This window comes from Streptomyces sp. NPDC015125, from assembly GCF_043080045.1.
Classification (GTDB): domain Bacteria; phylum Actinomycetota; class Actinomycetes; order Streptomycetales; family Streptomycetaceae; genus Streptomyces.
In genome coordinates, this window is record NZ_JBIBVF010000013.1 from 56,892 (window position 1) to 80,035 (window position 23,144).

A 23,144-nucleotide genomic window follows, 5' to 3' on the forward strand; every position below is an offset into this window, starting at 1 on the left:
CGGTGCCCGGTCACCGCTGCCCGGTCACCGCTGCCCGGCCACTGCCGCTGCCCGGCCACTGCCGGTGCTCTGCCACCGGCAGGACCCGGGCAGCACCCGGGCCGTACCCGGGCGGTGCCCGATCATCGCCCGGCCAGGCCGGATGGTGGTTACCGTCGGCGTATGAAGGGAATCGGAGCGGTCCTGATCGATATCGACGGCGTGCTCACCGTGTCCTGGAAGGCGCTGCCCGGCGCGGTGGCGGCCATGGAACGGCTGCGCGCCGCGGGACTTCCGCTGGTGCTGGTCACCAACACCACCTCACGGACCCGGGCCGCGGTCGCCGGGCGGCTGGCCGAGGAGGGATTTCCGGTCGGTGCCGACGACATTCTGACCGCGCCCGCCGTCACGGCGGCTTACCTGCGCGCACACCATCCGCAGGCACGCTGCCGGCTGATCAGCAGCGGTGAGGTCCGGGCGGATCTGGCAGGAGTGACGCTCGTGGGGGAGGAGGCCGGCGACGAGGACCGGGAGGCGCCGGAGGTGATCGTGTTCGGCGGCGCGGGCGAGGCTTTCAGCTACCCGGCTCTCAACAGCGCCTTCCGGCAGCTGCAATGCGGTGCCCGGCTGGTCGCCATGCACCGCAATCTGTACTGGCGTACGACCGACGGGCTCGACCTGGACACCGGGGCCTTCCTGCCGGGGCTGGAACGGGCCGCGGGGGTCGAGGCAACGGTCACCGGCAAGCCGGCGGAGGCGTTCTTCGCCACCGCCCTGGCGCACGTCGGTGCCCCGGCCGCGGAAGCACTGATGGTGGGCGACGACATCGAGTCCGATGTGCTGGCGGCCCAGCGCTGCGGGCTCACCGGTGTGCTCGTCAAGACCGGCAAGTATCTGCCGGAGACACACCGGGCGGCCGACGGCACACCTGACCATGTGCTCGATTCCTTCGCCGATCTGCCCGGTCTGCTGGGGCTGTCGTGACGGTGCTGTCGTGACGGTGCTGCCGTGACGGTGCGGGCGCGGCGCGCGCGGTGACGGTGCGCGCGCCTGACGGTGCGGGCCGGTGAACCAGCGGCCCCGTGGACCGGTGCGGCCGCGGGCGGTCATCCCGTGGCCGGGCCCTCGGCGCGCCGGTAGTGGAGGAGGACGACGCCGTTGCCGAAGGCCCGGGTCCCGGCGAGCCGCAGAAAGGTCGTGGCGTCCGTGTCGCGGAAGAGGGGTTTGCCCCGGCCGATGAGGACCGGATGGACGTAGACGCGGTACTCGTCGACCAGGTCGTGTGCCATGAACGCCGCGGCGAGATCGGCGCCACCGAGCGCCAGGTCTCCGCCCGGCTGCGCCTTGAGCGCCTCGATCTCCTCGGGGACGACATCGCGCATGATGGTGGTGTTCCAGTCGGCCCGTTCCAGGGTCCGGGAGAACACGATCTTGGGTGTGTCCCGCCAGATCCCGGCAAATTCGGCCATGGGGCCGGTGATTGAGGGGTCGGCGTCCGCGGTCGGCCAGAACTCCGCCATGAGTTCATGGGTGACCCGGCCGTTCATGAAGGCGCCCATCTGCCGGAGCTGCTCGTTGAAGTGCCGGTGCAGTTCGTCGTCGACCTGATGCCAGTCGATCTGCCGCTCCGGTCCCTCGATGAAGCCGTCAAGGGACACCGACATCGACAAGATGATCTTTCTCATCACGGTCCTCGCTGAAGTCCTCGGGGCCGGGGTCCACCGGGTTCACCGGGGTCCACCGGGGGTCCACCGACTGGGTGGCACCAGTGTGCCCGGGACGGGGCGGTGGCGGCGGGTGTGCGCTGCTCAGGGCGAGCCGGGAGGGTGCGCGCCGGTCACCGCCGGTCACCGCGGGTCGTCGAGCAGCGCCGCGATCTCCGTGGCCGTCCAGTGCCCCTCGGCTCCGGGGCAGCCGGCAAGGTACTCGGCGGCCCGGCGCGCGCTCCATCCGTGGGAGGCGACGATGCCGGCCGCGATGTGCCGCAGGTAGGCCGCCGCGGGCGGGTTCATGGCGATGTCCTGGCTGTTCCACGGGGAGGTGAAGGTCAGCACCGGGTAACCGTCCAGCAGTCCGGCGCACACCAGGGTTTCGTACCGGCCGGGGCCGGTCCGGGCCCGGCCGTGGGTGAGGGCCTCCGTCACGTCGAGATCCCGGCCGGGTTCCCGGTGCATCTCCTGAGCGGCGATATCGGAGAACTGAGAGAGCGTCAGTAGATAGCCCTGAGCGGGCAGTTCGGCGGCACTGAGCCGCCGGCCGGTTGCGCCACCGGGTCGTCGGCCGGTTGCGGCACCGGGTCGCCGGACGATTGCGTCGTCGGACCGCCGGCCGGTTGCGTCATCGGCAGGTGTGCGGTCCGGGCCGGGGCCGGGGTCGTAGAAGGCGCTGCCGCCGGTCCACACCTGCGATTCCGTGGCGAAGTACAGCAGACCGGGCAGCATGATCGGTGCCGTACGCGTCGGCAGACGGGGGTCCCGGCAGCCCGGGTAGGTGCGCAGCCCGCCCGGGGGTTGCCCGCCGGCCAGATAGCAGGCCAGCCGCTCGGCATGCATGTTGGACCCGTATGCGGCGTACCAGAGGCGGCGGACGGGGGTGAGGCGGCGGACGGCTTCGGGGGAGTGGTCGAGGGCTTCGAGGCGTTGGGGCCTGATCACGTCCTCACGCTACGCGGCCGGGTCCGCCACGGCGCCGTCCGGCAGGGTCCGCGGTGTCCTCAGGGGCTGCCGTGCTCGACAGGGGCCGCGGCGTCCGGGGGGCCGCGCAGTCCGGCAGGGTCCGCGGTGCCCGCGGTGCCCGCGGTGCCCGCGGTGCCCGCGGTGCCCGCGGTGCCCGGGGGCGTCCGGCGCGTACATCCGTAGCGCCGCGGCGGCGACGCGGTGAAGTGCCGGTGAACGGAGCGGACGGCCGGTGTGACGTGGCCTGATCATTTCCCCTACGGGTTTTGCCGCGAGTGGTCTGGAGATGCGCACTGCACGGAAGGACCGGTCCGAAAGACAGCCGGTGCCCGGTCATCGGCCGGACACCGGGGGACGGAGGCAGTGTGGCGGACGAGGTGTCAGGGCGAGAGGACGCCGGGATACGCAGCGCAGGGGTGGCCGCCCGCCGCCCCGCAACGCCCTCTCCACCGCCGGAGGCGAGCCGGCGTCATCTGCTCGCGGCCACGGCAGCGGCGGGGCTGGGACTGCTCACGGCGTGCGGGCAGTCCTCCTCCCGTGCGGACTCCGCACCCAAGGCATCGCCACCCGGTGGCTCGCCTGCCTCCCCCTCCGGATCCGGGACCCCGGGCCCGTCCGGTTCCGCGACGGCGCCCCCGTCGGCCCGCCCGACAAGGCGGCGTCGCCCCGAACTGCCACGTGGTGGCAGGGAATTGTTCCCGCGCTACCGGCTCATCGGGTTCTGTGGTCTGCCCGGCGCGGCGGCGCTCGGCCGGCTGGGGACCGGTGACCCGGAACAGCGGGCCGCCCAGGCGGAGAAGGTGGCGCATGCGTACGCCGCGGGGCGCGAACCGCTGCCCGTACTCGAACTTCTGGCGACGGTGGCCAACGCCACGGCCGGCCCGGACGGCACCTACCGCTCCCGGACGCCCCCGGCCACCATCCGCCGCTTCCACCGCCTGGCGCGCACCCGCCGGGCGCTGCTGCTGCTGAACATCCAGCCGGGCCGCGCCTCGATGCTCGACGAGGTCAAGGCGCTGCGCGACTGGCTCGTCCACCCTGATGTCGGGATCGCTCTCGACCCGGAATGGGAGATGGGCTCCGGCGAGGTGCCGGGTGACACCTATGGGCACACCGATGGTCATGAGCTGACCAAGGTGGCCCGCTATCTGTCCGGGCTGGTGCAGGCGCACGATCTGCCGCAGAAGCCGCTGGTCTTCCACCAGGTGGCCACCTCCGTCGTGGGCGAGCAGTCCGCCCTGCGGCCCCAGCCCGGCGTCGCGCTCATCAAGAGCGTCGACGGCATCGGCTCGCCGGGCCTGAAGCGCGGGACCTGGCACCGGCTGGTCGAGGATCTGCCCGACGGCCTCCACACCGGTTTCAAGCTGTTCTACGAGGAGGACGCGAAGGGCAGCCGCCTGATGACGCCTGAGGAGGTGCTGGCCCTGCGGCCGCAGCCGGAGTACGTGATGTACGAGTGAGCCGGCCGGGCCCGCTGCGCGCCCTGCCGGCTGGTCCGCGCACGACTACCGGACGCGACCCGGGCCGGGCGCCGCGCACGCCCGCCCGGGTCGCTCCCGCGAAGGGACGGCCGCCCGGCGCGCCGGGCGGCCGTCACGGGCCGTGCCTTGTTCCGCCTCCGCGGTGCCGACCGGTGATCCTCCGTCAGTACGGGTGCTTGTCCGGCCGGTTCGTCCAGGCCGCGTACGACTGGGCGCCCATCTCGGGGTAGATCTGTTCGATCTTGATCCTGCGCTCGTCGAGCGGCCGCTTGAAGTCCTCGTACTGGAACGTGTCGTCGAAGCCGATCTTCGCGGTGTCGTCGAGGTCGCAGCTGTAGTAGACGGCGTCGATCCGCGACCAGTAGATGGCGCTCATGCACATGGGACAGGGCGCGCCGCTGATGTAGATCGAAGTGCCCTGGAGCATACGGGCCCGCTCCGGGACCGGGTCCGGTGACCCGGGGGGTCGCGGGACGTACTCCAGCGTGCTCTCGTTCTGACGCTCCACGGCGATGCTCGGAGCTTCGGGGTTGAGGATCTGCACGGCCTTCCGGATCGTCTCCATTTCGGCGTGCGCGGTGGGGTCGCCGGTCAGCAGCACACGGTTCTGCCCGCGGGCGACGATGTTCCCGTCACGCGTGAGCACCGCGCCGAACGGGCCGCCCCAGCCGTTCTCCACGGATTCCGTGGCGAGCCGTACAGCCTCTGCGAGAAGTTCTTTCTGTTCCATTACGGAGTCTCCGATCGGCATCGATTCCTCTGCGGAACGGTGAGAAAAATGCCCCATTTGCCGTGTAAATCTCTTCTGTACTAGGCTACTCAAGGTGAGTGCCCGTGCAAGCCGTGGTTCCGCGGCAGCCAACGCCACCGTTGTGACCTCGCAGAAGGTGCGCGAAGGCCGGACCGACGAGTATCAGCGCTGGCAGGCCAGGACAAATCAGGCCGCCGGTGAATTCGAGGGTTTCGTGGGCGCCGAGGTGTACCCAGGCGCCGGCGAGAAAAACGAATGGGTGGCCGTATTCCGGTTTTCCGGTATGGGCCAGCTGACCGCCTGGCTGGATTCGAACCGGCGGCAGGCATTGCTGGATGAGGCGCGGGAACTCTTCGAGGGCCCTCCGACGCAGGAGGTGCTCCACGGCGGCAGCCCCGCACCGCCGGTAACCGACGTGGTGACGGCGGTCATCTCCCATGTGGTGAAGCCGGGGTCCGAGCAGCAGTTCCTCACCTGGCAGGAAAAGACGCTCAGGGCGCAGGAGAAGGCGCCGGGCTTCATGGGTTCCGAACTCTTCAAGCCGGTGGAGGGCGTGCAGGAGCACTGGGTCGTCGTCTTCCGGTTCGACTCCCGCGAGCACCTCGACGAGTGGCTCGCCTCCGATGTGCGCGCCAAGCTGCTGAAGGAGGGGAGCAAGTACTTCACCTCGTACGACGTGCGCAAGGTCGGTTCGGCGTTCAGCGGCTGGTTCCAGTTCGACCATGACAAGCGGGGCAACGCTCCGCCCAACTGGAAACAGGCGATGTCCGTCGTCCTGGCGCTCTATCCGACGGTGATGGTGCTCAACCTCACCGTCGGAGTGGGTCTGGAGAAGCTCACCATCCGCGAGTACACCGGCCTGTTCCTCTCCAACGTACTGAGCGTGAGCGCGCTGACCTGGCTGCTGATGCCGCTGGTGAACAGGGCGTTCGCCTTCTGGCTGGTGCCCTCCCGGGTTGCCGGAAACCGCCGGGCGCAGGTGCTGGGCTTCGCCTTGGTGGTGCTCGGCTACCTGGTGTGCATCGGTGTCTTCGGCCTGATCACCCACCAGATCTGGTGAGGGGGCGCGATGTGCCCACGGGAACCGGCAGCGGCGGAGGACATCCAGGGCTCGCTGGTGATGCGGGGTGAGGCCGGCTACGAGTCCGCCCGGTCGGCCGCGGTGTGGAACGAGCGCCGGCCCGAGCGGTTCCCCGAGGTCATCGTGCGCGCCGCCACGGAAGCGGAGGTGGCACCCGCCGTCACCTACGCCCGAGCCCGGGGACTGCGGGTCTCGATGTGCTCCGGCGGGCACAACTGGTCCGGCTCGCCGCTGCGCGACCAAGGGCTGCTGCTCGATCTCTCCGCGCTCCGGGAGTGCCGCGTCGCGCCCGCGGCCGGCGACGCCCCGGCGACGGCCACGGTGGAGCCCGCCGTCACCGGCCAGGAACTCGTCGCGGCCCTCACCCCCCGGGATCTGGCGTTCCCCGTCGGCCACTGCCCCACCGTGGCGGTCGGCGGGTTCCTGCTCAGCGGCGGCCTGGGCTGGAACTCCCGGGCCTGGGGGGCGTCCTGCGCAGACGTCCTGGAGATCCGGGCCGTCACCGCCGACGGCCGGACCGTCACCTGCAGCGATACCGAGAACCCCGACCTCTTCTGGGCCGCGCGGGGCGCCGGGCCGGGCTTCTGCGCGGCCGTCACCCGCTTCCGCCTCGCCCTGCACCCCCACCCCGCATCGATCATGACGACCTCCCTGACCTTCCCGCTGACCGAGGTCGCCCGGGTGACGGAGTGGGCGGAGCGGACCGCGCGCGGGCTCCCGCCGTACGTCGAAACGGCCTTCGTCCTCATGCCGTCCGGTCCGCGGACCGGCACGGCCGGTGCAGGACCCCGGATCACGGTCGCCGCGACCGCGTTCGCCACCGCACGGAGCGAGGCCCTGCAGGCGCTGGAGCCGTTCGCCGACTGTCCCTTCGGCGCACGTGCCGTTGCCCGCCAACCGGCCGTGCCGACGTCGTTCGCCGCGCTCCACGAGGGCGCGGTGTCCGCCTGGCCACCGGCACACCGGTATGCGGCGGACACCCTGTGGTCGCCGGAGAGCTACGCCACCCAGCTGACCCGTATCGCCGATGCGGTGGCCCACGCCCCCTCCGGGAAGTCCCTGGTGCTCTCCCCGGTGCTGCCGGTCTCCGAGCACCCCGCGCTGCTGCGGAACATGGCCTTCTCCCCGCTCGGCGCGTCCTACTTCGTCTGCTACGCGATCTGGGACGACCCGGCCGAGGACGCAACCCAGGCCCGCTGGCTGCGCGAGGCCATGGCCGCCGCGGACCCGCAGGGTCACGGTTTCCACTACATCGCCGAAACGGACCTGGAAGCCGACGCCGCACGGGCCCGGCGCTCGTACACCCCCGCCGCCTGGGACCGCCTGCAGGAAATCAAGGCGCAGTGGGACCCGGGCAACCTCTTCCACTCGTATCTCGCCCCCTGACCCTGAGCCTGACCCGGGGTCGGGCGGCCCGGCCGCGGACCCGTGCGGTGCCGCACCGGCCGGTGCCCCCCCGCGCCCGGGGAAGCGGCCACGACGCCGCGGGGGCACCATGGCCCTATGGGCCCTATGCTGCTGGCCGCTCTCGCACAGGTCTCCGCCGATGTCGCCGCGACATCGGCGCGTTCGCGAAAGATCGCACTGCTGGCCGGGCTGTTCCGGGCCGCCGCACCACAGGACGTCCCGGTGGTCATCCCGTACCTGGCCGGGCGGCTGCCCCAGGGGCGGATCGGGGTCGGCTGGAGCGTGCTGCGCGAGCCGGTTGCGGCCGCGGAGCGTGCCACGCTGACCGTACGCGACGTGGATACCGCGCTGACCGGGCTGGCAAGTGTCTCGGGCGCCGGGGCGCAGGGCGAGCGACGCCGGCTGGTCCGGGAGCTGCTGGCCGCGGCGACACGGGAGGAACAGCGCTTCCTGCTCGGCCTGCTGACCGGCGAAGTGCGGCAGGGCGCACTGGACGCCCTCGCGGTCGAAGGGCTCGCCGCCGCCACCGAGGCGCCCGCGGCCGACGTCCGCCGCGCCGTGATGCTGGCGGGATCCCTGCCGGACGTGGCACGGGCGCTGCTCGCCGAGGGGCCGCCGGCGCTCGCGGAGTTCCGGCTCACCGTCGGGCGGCCCGTCGGTCCGATGCTGGCGCACAGTGCCGCATCGGTGGCCGAGGCGGTGGACAAGCTCGGTGCCTGCGCGGTGGAGGAGAAGCTCGACGGCATCCGCGTCCAGGTGCACCGGGACGGTCCGGACGTCCGGATCCACACCCGCACCCTGGACGAGGTCACCGACCGGCTCCCCGAGGTCACCGCCGTCGCCCGGGAGCTGCCGGCCGACCGCTTCATCCTCGACGGCGAGGTGATCGCCCTGGACGGAGCGGGCCGCCCGCTGCCCTTCCAGCGGGTCGCGGGGCGGTTCGGCTCGCGGGTGGACGTCTCCGCGGCGCAGGCCGCCCTGCCGCTGTCCCCGGTCTTCTTCGACATCCTGTCGGTCGACGGCCGCGACCTGCTGGAACTACCCGGAGAGCAGCGGCACGCGGAGCTGGCCCGGCTGGTGCCCGAACCTCTCCGGGTGCGCCGCCAGGTCGTCGCCGACCCGTCCGACGCCGCGGCCCGCGCGGCCGCCGAGGACTTCTGGTCGCGGACCCTGCGCCGGGGCCACGAGGGCGTCGTGGTCAAGGCGTTGGACGCCCCCTACAGCGCGGGCCGCCGGGGCGCCGCCTGGCTGAAGGTGAAGCCCGTGCACACCCTGGACCTGGTGGTGCTCGCGGCGGAATGGGGCCATGGCCGGCGCACCGGGAAGCTGTCCAACCTCCACCTCGGCGCGCGCGGGCCGGACGGCGGATTCGTGATGCTGGGCAAGACCTTCAAGGGGCTCACCGACGCCACCCTCGGCTGGCAGACCGAGCGGCTGCGGGAACTCGCCGTGGCGGACGACGGCCACGTGGTGACGGTGCGTCCGGAACTCGTCGTCGAGATCGCCTACGACGGCCTGCAGACGTCCACGCGCTATCCGGCGGGCGTGACCCTGCGCTTCGCACGGGTGGTGCGCTACCGGGAGGACAAGACGGCGGCCGAGGCCGACACCGTGGAGACGGTGCTCACCGCGCACGACGGTGGGGAGGAGTAGCCGCCGTGGCGGGAAAGCGCAGTGCCGGGCTGCTGCTGTACCGGCGGACGTCGGACGGTGGTGTCGAGGTGTTGCTCGCGCACATGGGCGGGCCGCTGTGGGAACGGCGGGATGCCGCGGCGTGGTCGGTGCCCAAGGGCGAGTACCTGCCGCCGGAGGAGGCGTGGGACGCGGCCCGGCGGGAGTTCGAGGAGGAGCTGGGGATGCCGCCCCCCGACGGGCCCGGTGCCTTGTTGGGCGAGGCCCGCCAGGCGAGCGGCAAAGTGGTGACGGTGTGGGCCGTCGAGAGCGATCTCGACCCGGAGCGGATCGTGCCCGGCACCTTCGAGAGGGAATGGCCGCGCGGCTCCGGAGTGACCGGCACCTTTCCCGAGATCGACCGGGTCGCCTGGTTCACCCCGCACGAGGCGCACCGGCGCCTGGTGGCGGGGCAGCGGGTGTTCCTGGAGCGGCTGGCGGAGCGGCTCGCGGGCGGGGCCTGAGCCGGGCGCGCCGCACTCCCGGCCACTACCACCCGCGCACGCCGAACGCCACCAACCGCTCTGGACACCGCCGTTGCCGCCGGGCAGGCTTGCGGCGGGGCCGTCGTGGCACAGGCCCCGAACGGGGGCCCTGGCAACAGGGTCGTGAGCATGCCGCGGGGGCCGCATGTTGCGCATTCACTTCGAAGACCGGGATCTCGCGCGGGTACAGATAGCCGCCGAGCCGGACCCACTGTGGGAAACCGTGCTCGCCCTGCACCACCTGGTGCCGCCGGGACGCGGGGTGCCGGTGTACGGGGCCTGGCGGGCCCGTGCGCGCCGCGAACTGGACGAGCGGGGCCTGACCCGCGCCGCACGGCTGATCAGCATTCTGGCCCCGGCCGACGCCCGCTACTTCCCGGACTTCCTCACCCCCGATGCGGCCCGCGACGGACTGGCCGCGGGGCTGGCGGTGCTGCGGGACACTCCCCGGGCGCGGCTGATCACGGAGTGTGCCCGGGCGGGGCTGCCGGCCCGGCTCCCGCGCTGGACCGGTGCGCTGGCCGGGGGGAACCGGCAGCCGCTCGACGAGCTGGCCGCCGCGTTCCAGCAGGTGCACCGCGCGGTGATCGCCCCCGACTGGACGGGCGCGGCCGCCACCGTCGACTGCGACCGGGGCGGCCGTACCCGCATACTCTGCCGCGGGGGCGTCGACGGCATGCTCAACACCTTCCGGCCCGCGATCCGCTGGGAGCCGCCGGTCCTTCACGTCGACTACCCCCGGGACCGCGATCTGCACCTGGGCGGCCGCGGACTGCGGCTGATTCCGTCCCATTTCTGCTGGCGCAGGCCCATCGCGCTCGCCGACCCCGGTCTCCCGCCGGTCCTGGTCCATCCCGTCCAGCACTCCACGGACTGGGCGCCGGCCACCACCCGCAGCTGCCATCCGCAGGCGCTGTCCGCACTCCTCGGCCGGACCAGGGCCCGTATCCTCGCCGCCCTGGACGTCCCGGCCACCACCGGTGAACTGGCCCGCCGCTTACGGGTCTCCGCCCCCTCGGCCAGTGAGCATGTCAGCGCACTGCGCGAGGCGAACCTGGCCCGCAGCCGGCGCGACGGAGGCTCGGTCGTCCACGCCCTCACCCCGCTCGGCACGGCGCTCCTGCACGGCGAACTCGCCCCCGTACGCGGCATGCGGTGAACTCGCTCCCGTACGCCGCCCGCGGTGAGCGGCCCGGTGGTGGCCGGCGGCCGGCTCACGGCCGTACCTGGATCTTCCTCCCCTCGCCGGCCCGGAAGCGGGCCAGCGCCTCGGCATACCGGTCCAGCGGGAGGCGGTCGCTGATGAAGACCTCCGGGTCCAGGGCGCCGGCCGCGAAGAGTTCCGCGGCGCGTTCGTAGCTGTGCAGCACGGCCATCGAGCCGGTGATGGTGATCTCCTGGTTGTAGATGCGGTAGGGCTCGATGGTGGCGCGGGCCGCGTAGTCGGCGACGCCGAACTGGAGGAAGGTGCCGCCCTTGCCGACCCGCCCCAGGGCGTCCTGGATGGCGTGTTCGTTGCCGGTGGCGTCGATGACCACGTCCCAGCCGCGCGGGCGGTCCAGCTCGTCGGCACAACCGGCCGCGTTGCTGCAGCCCAGGGTGCGGGCGGTGGCCAGCCGCGCGGGGTTGATGTCGACGACATCGACCCCGGCCGCGCCGGTGCGCTTGGCGAGTTCGAGCATCATCAGGCCCATCGTGCCCGAGCCGTAGATCAGGACCTGGGTACCCAGTTGCGCCGAGCGCAGGATGTCGTAACCGCGTACGGCGCAGGAGAGCGGCTCGATCAGGGCCGCGTTCTCGGTCCGGATGTGATCGGGCAGCTTGACGCAGTTCGCGACCGGGGCGACGGCGAACTCGGCGGCGCCGCCCGCCGTGGTCACGCCGATGGCGGCCCATCGCTCACAGAGGTTGTTGCGGCCGATGCGGCAGTAGTGGCACTCGTGGCAGTAGAGGGAGGGGTCGACGGCCACCCGGTCGCCCTCGGCGAGTTCGGTGACCGCACTGCCGGTCGCCACGACCGTACCGGCGAACTCATGGCCCGGCACGACGGGCAGCGTGGGCGCGAACTCGCCCTGGAGGATGTGCAGATCGGTACCGCACAGCCCGCAGGCGGCGACGGAGACCACGACCTCGCGGGGACCGGGCGTCGGGTCCTCGACGGTGGTGACCTCGACCGTGCCGGGGGCGCTGATCACTGCGGCTTTCATTTCACGGCTCCAAGCGACAGGCCCTGGACCAGTTTGTCCTGGGCGGCGAACCCGGCGATGAGCACCGGGAGGGAGATGACGGTGGCGGCGGCGCACACCTTGGCCAGGAACAGGCCCTGGCTGGTCACGAGTCCGGTCAGGAACACCGGCGAGGTACCGGCCACGACGCCGGTCAGGACCCGGGCGAACAGCAGCTCGTTCCAGCTGAAGATGAAGGAGATCAGGGCCGTTGCCGCGATCCCCGGCATCGCGACCGGCGCGACGATCCGGGTCAGGGTGGTGGTCAGCCCCGCGCCGTCGATCGAGGCGGCCTCCAGCATCTCCACCGGGACCTCGGCGAGGAACGAGCGCATCATCCACACCGCGATCGGCAGATTCATCGAGGTGTAGAGGATGACCAGCAGCCAGATGCTGTCGAGCATCTTGGTGTTCTGTGCGACGAGGTAGACCGGCAGCAGCCCGGCCACCAGCGGCAGCATCTTCGTGGAGAGGAAGAAGAAGAGGACATCGCTCCACTTGCGTACCGGTTTGATGGCCAGCGCGTAGGCGGCGGGCACCGCCAGCAGCAGCACCAGCAGGGTGGAGACGACGGAGGCGGTCAGCGAGTTGACCAGCGGGGGCCAGGGGCTGACGCCGCCACCCGTCGCCCCGAAGAACTCGCGGTAGCCGTGCAGACTGATCCCGGCGCCGACGCTCGGCGGGTTGGTCGCCGCGTCCGTCTCGCTGTGGAAGGACGTCAGCACCATCCAGGCGACGGGCAGGAAGAAGGCGATGCCGCACAACCAGGCCGCCAGGCCCAGCAGACTGCCGGTGCGCCGCCGGCGCCGGGCAGCGGGGGAGCCGCTACGGCGCAGGACCAAGGATGAAGCGGTCATGCCGTGACCTCCTCGCGCAGCAGGGACGACACGGTGCGCAGCGCAAAGGTCGCCACCAGCAGCGAACACAGCACCACGACCACGCCCTGCGCGGATGCCCGTCCGTAGTCATGGGACTGGTAGACGGTCTGGTAGATGGTGTACGGGAGGTTGGCCGTGCCGAGGCCCCCGGACGTGATGGTGAACACCGCGTCGAAGTTCTGCACCACGTACACCGTGCCCAGCAGCGCGGCCAGTTCGAGGTAGCGGCGCAGATGCGGCAGGGTGAGGTACCGGAAGATGTCGAAGGCGGAGGCGCCGTCCATCCGGGCCGCCTCGACGGCGTCCGACGCCCGGCTCTGCAGCCCGGCCAGCAGGATCAGCATCATGAACGGTGTCCACTGCCAGATCAGCGACGCCTCCACCGCGGCCAGCGGCGAGTCGGTCATCCAGTCCGGCTGCGGCGGGCTGTCGCTGCCGAACAGTCGCCATATCCAGGTCAGCGAGCCGTTGAGCAGCCCGTACGAGGCGTTGTACAGCGCATGCTTCCACAGCAGCGCGGAGGCGACCGGCACGATCAGGAACGGCGTGATGAGCAGGGTGCGGACGATGCCCCGCCCACGGAACCCACGGTCGAGCAGCAGCGCCAGACCGAGCCCGAGCAGCAGGCTGACCAGCACCACGGTCACGGTCAGCAGCACCGTCGTGCCCACCGAGGCCCGCATCGCCGGGTCGGTGAACACCGCGCGGTAGTTGTCGAGCGCGGCGAAACCACGGTTGTCGGGGGCCAGTGCGTTCCAGCGGGTGAAGGAGATCACCACCGTGGCCAGGAACGGGAGTTGGGTGACGACGACAAGGAAGACCAGCGCCGGGAGCAGCGGCGCGCGCCGGGCCCAGTTCTTCGCCCGCTCGGTGCGGCGGGCGCGGGCGTCCGGACCGCCGGCGCGGAGCGCGACGGCCGCGTCGTTCGAGGGAGCCGGTTCAGTGGTGCGTGTAGGCATCGGACACCTCCTGCGCGAGCCGCCGGCTCTTCTTCAGGGCCTCGGGCACGCTCTGCTTGCCGGCGATGGCCGCACTGATCTCGGTCGAGACCTTGGTCCCCAGGTCGGCGAACTCGGGGATGCCGACGAACTGGATCCCGGGGGCCGGGCGCGGCTGTACGCCGGGGTCGCCGGGCCGGGCCGAGCTGATCGCCCGCTCGGTCGGGCCGGCGAACGCCCCGGCCGCCTTGGCGTACTCGGGGTTGCGGTAGAGGGAGGCCCGCTTGCCGCCGGGCACCCTCGACCAGCCCAGTTCGCGGCCCACCAGCCGCTCGTAGCCCTTGCCCGAGGCCCAGCGGATGAACCGCCAGGCCGCGTCCTGGTGCGTACTGGCCTTCTGCACGCCCCACGCCCAGGTGAAGAGCCAGCCCGCGTCACGGGTCCGCTCCACCGGCGCCGGGGCGTAGCCGACCTTGCCCGCGACCTTGGATTCGCCGCTCTCCAGCGACCCGGCGCCGGCCGTCGCGTCGTACCACATGGCGACCTTGCCCTGCTGCATGTCGTTGAGGCACTCGGTGTAGCCGGCCTGGGGCGCGCCCGCCTGGCCGTGCCGGCGCACCAGATCGACATAGAACCGGGTGGCCTTGGTGAACTCGGGGCTGTCGACCTGCTGCTGCCAGTCCTTGGTGAACCAGGTGCCGCCGAAGGTGTTGACGACGGTGGTCAGTGGGGCGGCCAGCTGGCCCCAGCCGGGCTGGCCGCGCAGACAGATGCCCTTTTGGCCCTTGCGGGAGCCGTCCAGCTTGGCGGCGAGCGCGGCGACCTGGTGCCAGGTGGGCCGGGCCGGCATGGTCAGCCCGGCGGCCTTGAAGAGGTCCTTGCGGTACATCAGGAAGGACGACTCGCCGTAGAAGGGCTCCGCGTAGACCTTGCCGTCGGCGGCGGTGAGGGAGGAGCGGACCGGCTTCAGGATGTCGCCCTGGTCGAAGGTGCGGTCCTTGGCGGCCCGTTCACCGAGCGGGGAGAGCCAGCCGTTGCGGGCGTAGATGGGCGTCTCGTAGTTGCTGACGCTGGCCACGTCGTACTGCCCGGCCTGGCTGGAGAAGTCCTGGCTCATCTTGTCGCGCAGATCGTCCTCCGGCAGCACGGTGAAGTGGACCTTGATGCCGGTTTCCTTGGTGAAGTGCTCGGCGGTGAGCCGCTGCAGATCCACCATCTGCGGGTTGTTGACCATCAGGACGTTGATGGTGTGACGGCTGTCGTTGCCCGCATCGCCGGCGCCGCGGTAGCAGCCGGCGGTGGACACTGCCAGGGCGACGGTGAGGGCGGTCAGCACGGGGGAGCGGCCGCCGCGGCCTGGTCCGGGGGATCTTGCTCTCACGGCTCGGTGCCTTTCTGGGGGGACGGGGGATGTTCGGCAAGTGCCGCACACGGGACGTTTTGGGGCGTACGACGCCGTCCTGCGGGTATGCCGGGGAGCCGTCCGGCGGCCGGGGCGCGGCCTTCGGCGGCGGGTTGGGGCGTGGTGCAGCTGTGGGAGGTGTGGTGCAAAGGTGCGGGCCGATCGTCCGGGCGGCCCCGTCCCGGTCAGACCCGGAGCACCTGCGGCCCCAGGAGCGAATAGCGATGTGCCTCCGGCGCGGACAGCCCCGCATCGGTCACGATCGCGTCGAAGTCGCGCACCTCGGCGAACCGGCAGAAGCTGCTGGCGCCGAACTTGCTGTGCACCCCGACCAGCACCCGCCGCCGCGAGGAGCGGACGGCCTGCTCCTTCACCTCCGCGACCGCCGGGTCCGGGGTGGTCAGACCGTGCTCCCGGGAGATGCCGTTCGCTCCCAGGAACGCCAGGTCGATCACGAACCGGGCGAGCATGTCCCGGGCCCAGGAGCCGACCGTCGCCTGGGTCCCGGAGCGGACCCGCCCGCCGGCCAGCAGGACGGTGGTCGACTCGGACGCCGCGACCAGCGACGCGGTGCGCAGCGACGCGGTGATCACGGTCAGTGGACGGTCGGTGGGCAGCAGCGTGGCGACCAGCTCGGGTGTGTAGCCCTCGTCGACGAATACCGTCTCGGCCTCGCCCACCAGCGCCGCGGCGGCCGCCGCGATCCGGCGCTTCTCCGCCACCTGCTGGGTCTCCCGCCGGGCCAGGGTGGTCTCGAAGCCGGCGCTCTCGACCGGATAGGCCGCACCGTGCGTACGCCGGATCAGGCCCCGGCGCTCCAGCTCGCTCAGATCGCGCCGTACGGTCTCGCGGGCGACCCCGAACTCCGCCGCGGCATCGGCGACCTCGACCCGGCCGGACTGCCGGGCGAGCGCGAGGATGCGGTGCTGACGTTGCTCGGCCCTCATGGATCACTCCTGCCCGAATTCTGTCTGTTTCCGGATTCCGTTCGGTCACGGGACTGCCCGTTTCCGCCCGCATCAGGTTTATAGCAACCGGAGAGGTGCGAAAGGCTGCCCGCGACGGCGGAAAACGTGACCGTTTCTGTCCGCTTCCGGGCGCTGTCACCTTGGCTGCCTGCACGAACGGGTGCCCGTAACGCCCTGGCAGTGGGCCCGTAGGCGCCCAACGGGCCGGGGAGCGCGGGGCGGCCCGTTGTGCGCCGGAGGCCCGCAGCGGTGGTGCCGCAGACCGTGGCGCTTAGTCTGGACGGCATGAGCTCGGAGATGCGGTCGTTGGCGGTCACTGCGATCGTGCAGGCGGAGGAGTGTGCGGTCCTGCGCGTCAGCGGTGACCTGGACCTCCGCACCGAGCAGGCGTTTCTCGCCGAGGCGCGCTCGGTGGTGTCGGCCGGGCACCGCTTCCTGGTGCTCGATCTGACCGCGCTGCGCTTCTGCGACTCCCGCGGGCTGAGCTGCCTGCTCGCCCTGGAATGGCTGTGCCGGCGTCTGGAGGGCAGGCTGCTGCTGGCCTCGCTCGGCGTACGGATGCTGCGGCTGCTGGTCGGCACCCAGTCCCTCAATGTCTTCTCGTGCTTCCCCACCGTCGGTCATGCACTGGCCACGGTTCCCGACGCCAGCCGCCCGGCGTGGCCGCCGGTGGCGGAGGACCCGAAGGAGGGACCGGCCGACTCATGAGGCGGCGGCCGGGGGTACACCGGTGGCGCGGCGTCGCCGGGGCGGCCGGGGCACGCCGGTGGCACGGCGTCGCTACTGGGCCCGGCCGAGGTCCCGGACGAGCGTGGGGGAGGGGCGGGGGATCTCGCCGAAGTCCTCGTCGTCGCTGTCCACGACGAGCCGGTTGATCACATTCTCCAGGGCGCTCGGCAGGGTCGGGGCGAGCCCGCTGTGCCACTGGACGAGAAGGTTGTGGCGGGCCGCGTCCGGCAGCAGCTGCTTCTCGTCGAACGCGGCCGCCGACCGGCGCTCCTCGTCCGGCGCATGCGCGGCCTGTTCGCGCCAGTAGGCGGCGTCGCGGTACTCACCGTTGCGGCGGTGGGAGAGGTACAGACAGTAGGCGGCGGTCCGGCTCCCGGCGCCGGCGCCGAAGTGCCACCAGAAATGGGCCGCGTCCTGGCGGCCGCTGATGTGCAGCAGACAGGCGAAGACCAGTGCGCCTTCGGGGTCGATGTGGTGGTCGTTGACCAGCCGTTCCAGGCTCGCCGCGGCCGCCGCCGCATTGACGACCAGGGCACAGGCCAGCTGGAGCTCATGGGTGGCCTCGTCGCGGGCGCTGGCGTAGGTACTGGGTGCGCCCTGGCCGGCCCGGACCGGCCGCTCCGGCGCCGTCGGACCGCCCGGCGCCGCTGCCGCCGTCCGCAGGCAGGCACCGAGGCCGCCGGGTACCCCCGCGTCGTCCAGGTCACGAAGCCCGGCCGGACCATCGATACCGGATACCGCCGCGGCGGCGCTGAGCAGCGTCTCGACGGTTTCCCGGCGACCCGCGGGGCAGATGTGCGACATGGTCAGTTCCCCCTGGAGTATCCCTGGTCGATACCGAGCGCGGCGGCGAGCTTGCGCTTGCCGCGGCTCGCGTAGGAGCGGACGGTGACTTCGTCGACGCCGAGCAAGGAGCCGATCTGTGCGTCGCTGTACCCGATGACATGGCGCAGCACGATCACATCGCACTGCCGCTCCGGCAGCCTGGCGATGGCCGCATACAGCCCCAACTGGCTCTCCAGCATGGCGAACTGCTGCTGGCACTCGCGCAGCAGGGCGTGGGTGACGACGGCGAACGCGGCGGTCTCGGTGAGGGCGGTGGGCTGCTGGTGGTCGTACAGCCACTCCACCACCCGTTCCTTGAGGACCGACCAGGCGTACGCCTCCACCGAGGCCTGCCGCAACGCATGCGGCCACAGCCGGCCGAGCCGGCCGTACGCCGCCCGGGTCACCTCACGGGCCGCGGCCTCGCTGCCGGTGTGCAGATAGGCGTACGTCAGCCACTTGCGTGCATGCGTGGCCAGGAACGCCTCGAAGGTGATCGACAGCTGGCGGTCGAACGGGTCCGGAGCGACGGCCGGGAGCGAACAGCGGGGGAGCGGAGCTAACTCCGCCGTATGGACCTGCGCCGGAGCGCACGCCGGTAGCAGTCGGTCCCGGTCTGCGCTCACGAGCAGTCCTCGTTCCGTTTCGCCGTGCACCGAGCCGGGCGCCGAAGCGCCGCCGGCCGCGGGAGGATGGTTGGCCCTCACCCTCCCAATGAACCGGAAAGACAGCCCGTTTGTGGCATCGGTCGGGCAAAAATCTGCCGCTGCGTATTCATATGACTACGCATGACCGTGGCAGGTGACGACCGGCGGCGCAGGTCGGGCCTCCCGTCAGGAATCCGCCGGGTGTACCCCGGCATGATCCGGGACGTACGGGGCAGTGCTCCAACATCCGGGCGCACGGCGGCGGTTGATGCGCCGTCCGGAGTGCGCGGCGCGCAACGGGCGCCACCGTACGCCGAGGAGGCGTGCCGGGGCGGGGTGCCGTACTGGGGAGGCAGCAGGCGATGAGCGAGCACGGATCCGTGGTGGATCTCCAGCTGGACCGGGCCCATTCGTCCCGGATCTATGACTACTTCCTGGGCGGCAAGACCAACTTCCTGGCCGACCGGATGGCCGCCGGGGAGGTGCTGAGCGCCTTCCCCGCCGCGCTGGTCGCCGCCCGCATCAACCGCGAGTTCATGCACCGGGCCACCCGCGTCCTCGCCGAATCCGGGATGCGGCAGTTCCTCGACATCGGCACCGGCATCCCCACCCCGCCGAACCTCCACGAGGTCGCCCAGGGCATCGCCGCCGACGCCCGGGTCGTCTACACCGACAACGACCCGATCGTCCTCGCGCACGCGGCGGCCCTCCTGCTCAGCACCCCCGAGGGACGCACCGCCTACGTCCAGGCCGATGTCACCGACCCGGCCGGCATCCTCAAGGCGCCCCAGCTCCTCGACACCCTCGACCTGAACCGTCCGGTCGCGCTCAGCCTGAACGCCCTGATGCACTTCGTCCCCGACGACGACCGGGACCACGCCCACACCATCGTCGAGAGCCTCAAGGCCGCACTGCCGTCCGGCAGCACCCTCGCCATGAGCCATGCGACGGCGGACTTCGCCCCCGGCGCGATGGGCAAGATCATCAAGATCTACGGTGCCGCGGGCACCCGGCTCCAGTTCCGCTCCCGCGCCGCCTTCCTGCGCTTCTTCGACGGCTGGGAGCTGCTGGAACCGGGCGTCACCCTCTCCCACCAGTGGCGCCCCGACCGCCCCGAGGACGCCACCCATGTCACCGACACGGAGGCCGCCTGCTACGCGGGTGTCGCCCGCAAACCCTGAACGCCGCGGGAGCGGGCGGCCGCTCGCACCTGCGAGGATCCGGTGAGGGTGCATGCGGTCACCCTCGCCGCATCGGCAGCTCCACCAGGCCGGCAAGCTCGGCGTCGGACGCCGGCCTGAGCGTCGACAGAATGTGCCGGGCTGCGGACGGATCGGCAGGAGAGCCTTCCACGGTCACGGTGTAGACCAGTCCGTCGCGGCGCAGGCGCATCTCCTGGCGGGCGTAGTCGCCTTCATAGGTCACCAGTTGGCGGCCTCCGCCGTCGTCGGTGCAGTGGATCGGCTCGCCGAAGGGAACCGGGCAGCCGCGCGCGTCGACGCGACGAGTGTCCTGTCCGAAACGATCCATGCCGAGATGGAGCCGTACGGCGTGGGGGCGCTCGTAATCGGCGCCGAAGCCGTCCTTGCTTGCGGCCAGGACGTGCAGTGCGTAGCCCTGCGGCGGGTCGCCGACCCGTAGCGCGGTGCGGTCCACCTCGTTGGCAGTGATCCACTCACCGAGAGTGGGGGGCTGCGTGGCAGCCCAAAGGGCGTACGCACTGGCGCCGGCGAGGGCTGTCGCCGCCGCGAGCGCGCCCAGCCTGACGCGGATGCCTGGAAGGAGGAGTGCGGCTGCGAGCGCATACCAGGCGCCTCCGCTCACGGAGAACAGAAGCACGTTCTCCAGGTGGTTGATCTTGAAGTGCACCAAGGCGGTCCCGAACGCGCCGAGGGTGCCGAGCGCGTAAACGACCGCTGCCCATGCCCACGGCCCGCGCGCCCGGCGCATGAGCGGCACCATGCTGCGGACGGCAGATCCGAGCCTCGCCAATGCGGCTACCGCCAGCAGAATCAGGACGGCAACAGCGGCGGCGAACGGGTTCGCTCCGTCGGTGAAGAGGGCGACGAGCGCCGCCTGTAACTGCAAGGTGGTCAGCATGCACCCGACCAGCCAGACAGCCGCCAGGTGAACGACTAGGCGAACCGCTTCGTTCCTGTGCGTCATGACCATGATTACGCCGGACGGACGACTACGGTTCCGCTCCGGCGCGGCGACCGGCACGGGTGCGGGTGCGGGTGCGGCTGCGGGTGCGAGTGCGGCGCGAGAGACGGGGCTGGTTGCTCCACCGGGCCGGTGAACGTCTCGGCACCGCCACCGGCGCGGGCGCGGCACCGTGAAGGGGGGCCTCCTGAGAGCCGGTGGCGAGGTCGCCATCCCCACCGATCCCAGAAGGCCGTCACCCGTTCAAGCACCACCGGGGTGCATGTCGCCGGTCAGCCACGTCCCGGGACGGCACACCTGGTGGTGTCACTCCTTGCGGTACCCGTACGCCTCCCCGGCCGCCGCCGCGACCGCGTCCAGATCCGCCCCGGCCGACGCGGTGACCACGGCGGCCACCGCACCCTCGACGAACGGCGCGTCCACCAGCCGGGCGCCCTCGGGGAGTTCGTCCCCCTCGGCGATCAGTGCCTTGACGGTCAGTACGGCGCTGCCCAGGTCGACCAGGATCGCCACGCCCGCTCCGCGGTCCACCGTCCGCGCCGCCTTGGTGATCAGCTCCGTACTCGTCCCCAGCCCGCCGTCCGGTGTACCGCCCGCGCCGGCCACCGGCACCGTGACCCCGTCGCCGGCCAGTCCGAGGGCCAGCGTCGCCACGGAATCCGCGACCGGCCCGCTGTGCGACACCAGTACCACCCCGACCGGCGCACCCTCGCCGCCGGCCGTACCGCCTGGCGTCTCCGCGCTCACTTCGCCACCTCCGCAAGCGCCGCGAACAGCAACGCCGAGGAGGTCGCCCCCGGGTCCTGATGCCCGATGCTGCGTTCCCCGAGGTAGCTCGCCCTGCCCTTCCTGGCCTGCATCGGTCCGGTCGCCAGTGCGCCCTGCTCGGCCGCCTCGGCCGCCGCGTCGAAGGAGGCCGACAGTGCCGTGACCCCCGGCACCAGCGCATCGAGCATCGTCTTGTCCCCCGGCGCCGACCCGCCGAGCTGCCCCACCGCATCCACCCCGGCGGCCAGCCCCGATCGCAACTCGTCGGCCGACACGTGCGCCGCCTCGCCCAGCGCCTTGCCGGCGCGCCGCAGCAGCGTCCCGTACAGCGGCCCGGACGCCCCGCCCACACTGGAGATCAACTGCCGTCCGGCGGCGGTCAGCACCGCACCGGGCGTCGCCGGCGGCTCCGCCTCCAAGGTCTTGACCACGGCCGTGAAGCCGCGCTGCATATTCCTTCCGTGGTCGGCGTCGCCGATGGGCGAGTCCAGCTCGGTGAGCCGGTCGGCCTCCCGGTCGATGACGGCGGCGGCCGCCGTCATCCAGCGTACGAAGAACGCGGCATCCAGCACCGTTTCGGACACGGACTACTCTCCTTGGTTGTTCGGGCACGGAGTGAAGAAAGCGGAGTCGTACGGCCGCAGACAGCGGATACGGACCTGCAGTTCCATACGGATTCGGATACGGAGACCGACCCGCCGCGGACACATGGGGAGCGGGTACGGCTGCGCTGTCACCGCCCCCAGCGAAGTCCGGGCGTCTGCACCGGCGCGTCCCACAGCCGCAGCAGTTCCCCGTCCACCTGGCACAGCGTCACCGAGCAGCCGGCCATGTCCAGCGATGTCACATAGTTCCCCACGAGCGTGCGGGCCACCGCCACCCCCCGCTCGTCGAGCACCCGGCGGACCTCGGCATGGAATCCGTACAGTTCCAGCAGCGGGGTCGCCCCCATGCCGTTGACCAGCACCAGCACCGGCAGCCTCGGATTCAGATCCTCCAGGATCGCTTCCACGGTGAAGTCCGCGATCTCGCGCGAGGTCATCATCGCGCGGCGCTCCCGCCCCGGCTCACCATGAATCCCGACCCCCAACTCCAGCTCCCCGGCCGGGAGATCGAACGTCGGGCTGCCCTTGGCAGGGGTCGTACAGGCACTCAGCGCCACACCGAAGCTGCGCGACGACGCCACCACCTGCCGGGCCAGCGCCTCCACCCGCTCCAGCGGCATGCCCTCCTCCGCCGCGGCACCGGCGATCTTCTCCACGAAGAGCGTGGCCCCGGTGCCGCGCCGCCCCGCCGTGAACGTCGAGTCGGTCACCGCGACATCGTCATTGACGAGCACGCTGGCCACCTGCACCCCTTCGTCCTCCGCCAGCTCCGCCGCCATCTGGAAGTTGAGTACGTCCCCGGTGTAGTTCTTCACGATGAACAACACCCCGCTGCCGCTGTCCACCGCCGCGGCGGCCCGCACCATCTGGTCGGGCACCGGCGAAGTGAAGACCTCGCCCGGACAGGCGGCATCCAGCATCCCGGGGCCGACGAACCCCCCGTGCAGCGGCTCGTGCCCGCTGCCGCCCCCGGACACCAGCGCCACCTTGCCCTCCACCGGTGCGTCCCGCCGTACGATCACCCGGTTCTCGGCGTCCACCACCAATTCGGGGTGCGCCGCGGCCATCCCGCGCAGTGCATCGGCGACCACCGTCTCGGCGACGTTGATCAGCATCTTCATGGGTACCTCCTGGGGAGATTAGCAGTCGAGCCTCTGACCGGTCTTTTCCCAGGTCAGAGTAGATGCTGCTGGTTTTTGATCTTGGCGGACTCTGGCGGGCTCTGGCGGGCTCTGGCGGTCAGGGGCAGGGTCTGGCGGGGCTGGTGCCGACTTGGTGCCGACTTGTTGGCGACTCTTCTGATGGGTTGTCAGGCGTGTTCCGAGAGGCATCGGGCGTGGCTGGACCCGGTGGCTCCAGTATCGGACCGTGAGGGTGCCGACGGCATCGTTACGTACGGGTGTCGTTTCGCGCCGTGTGGTGTTCTCCTGTGGTGTTCTCCTTGGGCTGTCGACGGGCGGACCGTG

The 23,144-nt window shown here is 71.7% G+C and carries 23 protein-coding genes; 9 read left to right on the forward strand and 14 right to left on the reverse strand.

Going from position 1 to position 23,144, the window contains the following annotated elements; all coding sequences use genetic code 11:
* The first annotated feature begins 162 nt into the window (after positions 1-162).
* Positions 163-963 (forward strand): TIGR01458 family HAD-type hydrolase, encoded by an 801-nt coding sequence (locus ACF088_RS25100; RefSeq protein WP_392378024.1) that lies wholly within the window; start codon positions 163-165, stop codon positions 961-963.
* Positions 964-1,085: 122 nt separating this feature from the next.
* Here the strand turns inward: ACF088_RS25100 and ACF088_RS25105 are convergent, their stop codons facing one another.
* Both ACF088_RS25105 and ACF088_RS25110 read right to left on the reverse strand, forming a co-directional pair.
* Positions 1,086-1,664 (reverse strand): dihydrofolate reductase family protein, encoded by a 579-nt coding sequence (locus ACF088_RS25105; protein WP_392378025.1) that lies wholly within the window; start codon positions 1,662-1,664, stop codon positions 1,086-1,088.
* 162 nt (positions 1,665-1,826) lie between these two features.
* A complete protein-coding gene (locus ACF088_RS25110; RefSeq protein ID WP_392378026.1) occupies positions 1,827-2,633 on the reverse strand; it encodes a histone deacetylase in 807 nt (268 codons plus the stop codon).
* A 713-nt stretch (positions 2,634-3,346) separates the two neighbouring features.
* On the opposite strand from ACF088_RS25110, the gene ACF088_RS25115 reads away from it, so the two are divergent.
* Positions 3,347-4,114 carry a hypothetical protein gene (locus ACF088_RS25115; RefSeq protein WP_392378027.1) on the forward strand — a complete coding sequence of 256 codons (768 nt, stop codon included), beginning with the start codon at positions 3,347-3,349 and terminating at the stop codon, positions 4,112-4,114.
* A 184-nt stretch (positions 4,115-4,298) separates the two neighbouring features.
* On the opposite strand, the gene ACF088_RS25120 is transcribed toward ACF088_RS25115, so the two are convergent.
* Positions 4,299-4,865, reverse strand: coding sequence for a nucleoside deaminase (locus tag ACF088_RS25120; protein WP_392378028.1), 567 nt, complete (start codon positions 4,863-4,865; stop codon positions 4,299-4,301).
* A 94-nt stretch (positions 4,866-4,959) separates the two neighbouring features.
* Here ACF088_RS25120 and ACF088_RS25125 point away from each other — a divergent pair, with 94 nt between their 5' ends.
* The 5 genes from ACF088_RS25125 (at position 4,960) to ACF088_RS25145 (ending at position 10,689) form a co-directional block, all read left to right on the forward strand.
* Positions 4,960-5,946 (forward strand): antibiotic biosynthesis monooxygenase, encoded by a 987-nt coding sequence (locus ACF088_RS25125; RefSeq protein WP_392378029.1) that lies wholly within the window; start codon positions 4,960-4,962, stop codon positions 5,944-5,946.
* A 9-nt stretch (positions 5,947-5,955) separates the two neighbouring features.
* Complete coding sequence (locus tag ACF088_RS25130; protein ID WP_392378030.1) at positions 5,956-7,353, forward strand: FAD-binding oxidoreductase; 1,398 nt, start codon at positions 5,956-5,958, stop codon at positions 7,351-7,353.
* 126 nt (positions 7,354-7,479) lie between these two features.
* Positions 7,480-9,027 (forward strand): ATP-dependent DNA ligase, encoded by a 1,548-nt coding sequence (locus tag ACF088_RS25135; protein WP_392378185.1) that lies wholly within the window; start codon positions 7,480-7,482, stop codon positions 9,025-9,027.
* A 5-nt stretch (positions 9,028-9,032) separates the two neighbouring features.
* Entirely contained in the window at positions 9,033-9,509 is a 477-nt protein-coding gene (locus ACF088_RS25140) for an NUDIX domain-containing protein (protein ID WP_392378031.1), read from the forward strand.
* A gap of 166 nt (positions 9,510-9,675) precedes the next feature.
* On the forward strand, positions 9,676-10,689 hold the full coding sequence (locus ACF088_RS25145; RefSeq protein ID WP_392378032.1) for a winged helix-turn-helix domain-containing protein: 1,014 nt from the start codon (positions 9,676-9,678) through the stop codon (positions 10,687-10,689).
* A gap of 55 nt (positions 10,690-10,744) precedes the next feature.
* Here the strand turns inward: ACF088_RS25145 and ACF088_RS25150 are convergent, their stop codons facing one another.
* The 5 genes from ACF088_RS25150 to ACF088_RS25170 form a co-directional block, all read right to left on the reverse strand.
* Complete coding sequence (locus ACF088_RS25150) at positions 10,745-11,737, reverse strand: zinc-dependent alcohol dehydrogenase family protein (protein WP_392378033.1); 993 nt, start codon at positions 11,735-11,737, stop codon at positions 10,745-10,747.
* Positions 11,734-12,612 carry a carbohydrate ABC transporter permease gene (locus tag ACF088_RS25155; RefSeq protein ID WP_392378034.1) on the reverse strand — a complete coding sequence of 293 codons (879 nt, stop codon included), beginning with the start codon at positions 12,610-12,612 and terminating at the stop codon, positions 11,734-11,736. Before ACF088_RS25155 ends, ACF088_RS25150 begins: the two co-directional genes overlap by 4 nt.
* Positions 12,609-13,592: a carbohydrate ABC transporter permease gene (locus ACF088_RS25160; RefSeq protein ID WP_392378035.1), complete on the reverse strand. Its 984-nt coding sequence runs from the start codon at positions 13,590-13,592 to the stop codon at positions 12,609-12,611. The genes ACF088_RS25155 and ACF088_RS25160 overlap by 4 nt, the downstream gene beginning before the upstream one ends.
* Complete coding sequence (locus tag ACF088_RS25165) at positions 13,573-14,952, reverse strand: ABC transporter substrate-binding protein (RefSeq protein WP_392378036.1); 1,380 nt, start codon at positions 14,950-14,952, stop codon at positions 13,573-13,575. Before ACF088_RS25165 ends, ACF088_RS25160 begins: the two co-directional genes overlap by 20 nt.
* A gap of 206 nt (positions 14,953-15,158) precedes the next feature.
* Positions 15,159-15,920 carry a DeoR/GlpR family DNA-binding transcription regulator gene (locus tag ACF088_RS25170; RefSeq protein ID WP_392378037.1) on the reverse strand — a complete coding sequence of 254 codons (762 nt, stop codon included), beginning with the start codon at positions 15,918-15,920 and terminating at the stop codon, positions 15,159-15,161.
* A gap of 306 nt (positions 15,921-16,226) precedes the next feature.
* Between ACF088_RS25170 and ACF088_RS25175 the strand changes: the two genes are divergently transcribed.
* Positions 16,227-16,649, forward strand: a complete 423-nt coding sequence (locus tag ACF088_RS25175; RefSeq protein ID WP_392378038.1) for an STAS domain-containing protein — start codon at positions 16,227-16,229, stop codon at positions 16,647-16,649.
* 72 nt (positions 16,650-16,721) lie between these two features.
* On the opposite strand, the gene ACF088_RS25180 is transcribed toward ACF088_RS25175, so the two are convergent.
* Positions 16,722-17,474 carry a hypothetical protein gene (locus ACF088_RS25180; RefSeq protein ID WP_392378039.1) on the reverse strand — a complete coding sequence of 251 codons (753 nt, stop codon included), beginning with the start codon at positions 17,472-17,474 and terminating at the stop codon, positions 16,722-16,724.
* Between the two features lie 2 nt (positions 17,475-17,476).
* Positions 17,477-18,121: an RNA polymerase sigma factor gene (locus tag ACF088_RS25185; RefSeq protein WP_392378040.1), complete on the reverse strand. Its 645-nt coding sequence runs from the start codon at positions 18,119-18,121 to the stop codon at positions 17,477-17,479.
* Between the two features lie 383 nt (positions 18,122-18,504).
* Here ACF088_RS25185 and ACF088_RS25190 point away from each other — a divergent pair, with 383 nt between their 5' ends.
* Positions 18,505-19,323 carry an SAM-dependent methyltransferase gene (locus tag ACF088_RS25190; protein ID WP_392378041.1) on the forward strand — a complete coding sequence of 273 codons (819 nt, stop codon included), beginning with the start codon at positions 18,505-18,507 and terminating at the stop codon, positions 19,321-19,323.
* A 58-nt stretch (positions 19,324-19,381) separates the two neighbouring features.
* Here ACF088_RS25190 and ACF088_RS25195 read toward each other — a convergent pair whose 3' ends face one another.
* From ACF088_RS25195 to dhaK, 4 genes are all read right to left on the reverse strand, one after another.
* A complete protein-coding gene (locus tag ACF088_RS25195; protein ID WP_392378042.1) occupies positions 19,382-20,308 on the reverse strand; it encodes a hypothetical protein in 927 nt (308 codons plus the stop codon).
* A 303-nt stretch (positions 20,309-20,611) separates the two neighbouring features.
* Positions 20,612-21,052: a PTS-dependent dihydroxyacetone kinase phosphotransferase subunit DhaM gene (locus ACF088_RS25200; RefSeq protein WP_392378043.1), complete on the reverse strand. Its 441-nt coding sequence runs from the start codon at positions 21,050-21,052 to the stop codon at positions 20,612-20,614.
* Positions 21,049-21,645: a dihydroxyacetone kinase subunit DhaL gene (dhaL, locus tag ACF088_RS25205; protein WP_392378186.1), complete on the reverse strand. Its 597-nt coding sequence runs from the start codon at positions 21,643-21,645 to the stop codon at positions 21,049-21,051. Before dhaL ends, ACF088_RS25200 begins: the two co-directional genes overlap by 4 nt.
* 161 nt (positions 21,646-21,806) lie before the next feature.
* Entirely contained in the window at positions 21,807-22,799 is a 993-nt protein-coding gene (dhaK, locus tag ACF088_RS25210) for a dihydroxyacetone kinase subunit DhaK (RefSeq protein WP_392378044.1), read from the reverse strand.
* Between the last annotated feature and the right edge of the window lie 345 nt (positions 22,800-23,144).

Bases quoted from the DNA above. Each gene is read 5' to 3' on its own strand.
- ACF088_RS25100 (WP_392378024.1), top strand. From the start codon at position 163: ATGAAGGGAATCGGAGCGGTCCTGATCGATATCGACGGCGTGCTCACC.
- ACF088_RS25105 (WP_392378025.1), bottom strand. From the start codon at position 1,664: ATGAGAAAGATCATCTTGTCGATGTCGGTGTCCCTTGACGGCTTCATC.
- ACF088_RS25120 (WP_392378028.1), bottom strand. From the start codon at position 4,865: ATGGAACAGAAAGAACTTCTCGCAGAGGCTGTACGGCTCGCCACGGAA.
- ACF088_RS25130 (WP_392378030.1), top strand. From the start codon at position 5,956: ATGTGCCCACGGGAACCGGCAGCGGCGGAGGACATCCAGGGCTCGCTG.
- ACF088_RS25135 (WP_392378185.1), top strand. From the start codon at position 7,480: ATGCTGCTGGCCGCTCTCGCACAGGTCTCCGCCGATGTCGCCGCGACA.
- ACF088_RS25145 (WP_392378032.1), top strand. From the start codon at position 9,676: ATGTTGCGCATTCACTTCGAAGACCGGGATCTCGCGCGGGTACAGATA.
- ACF088_RS25150 (WP_392378033.1), bottom strand. From the start codon at position 11,737: ATGAAAGCCGCAGTGATCAGCGCCCCCGGCACGGTCGAGGTCACCACC.
- ACF088_RS25155 (WP_392378034.1), bottom strand. From the start codon at position 12,612: ATGACCGCTTCATCCTTGGTCCTGCGCCGTAGCGGCTCCCCCGCTGCC.
- ACF088_RS25160 (WP_392378035.1), bottom strand. From the start codon at position 13,592: ATGCCTACACGCACCACTGAACCGGCTCCCTCGAACGACGCGGCCGTC.
- ACF088_RS25170 (WP_392378037.1), bottom strand. From the start codon at position 15,920: ATGAGGGCCGAGCAACGTCAGCACCGCATCCTCGCGCTCGCCCGGCAG.
- ACF088_RS25175 (WP_392378038.1), top strand. From the start codon at position 16,227: ATGAGCTCGGAGATGCGGTCGTTGGCGGTCACTGCGATCGTGCAGGCG.
- ACF088_RS25180 (WP_392378039.1), bottom strand. From the start codon at position 17,474: ATGTCGCACATCTGCCCCGCGGGTCGCCGGGAAACCGTCGAGACGCTG.
- ACF088_RS25190 (WP_392378041.1), top strand. From the start codon at position 18,505: ATGAGCGAGCACGGATCCGTGGTGGATCTCCAGCTGGACCGGGCCCAT.
- ACF088_RS25195 (WP_392378042.1), bottom strand. From the start codon at position 20,308: ATGACGCACAGGAACGAAGCGGTTCGCCTAGTCGTTCACCTGGCGGCT.
- dhaK (WP_392378044.1), bottom strand. From the start codon at position 22,799: ATGAAGATGCTGATCAACGTCGCCGAGACGGTGGTCGCCGATGCACTG.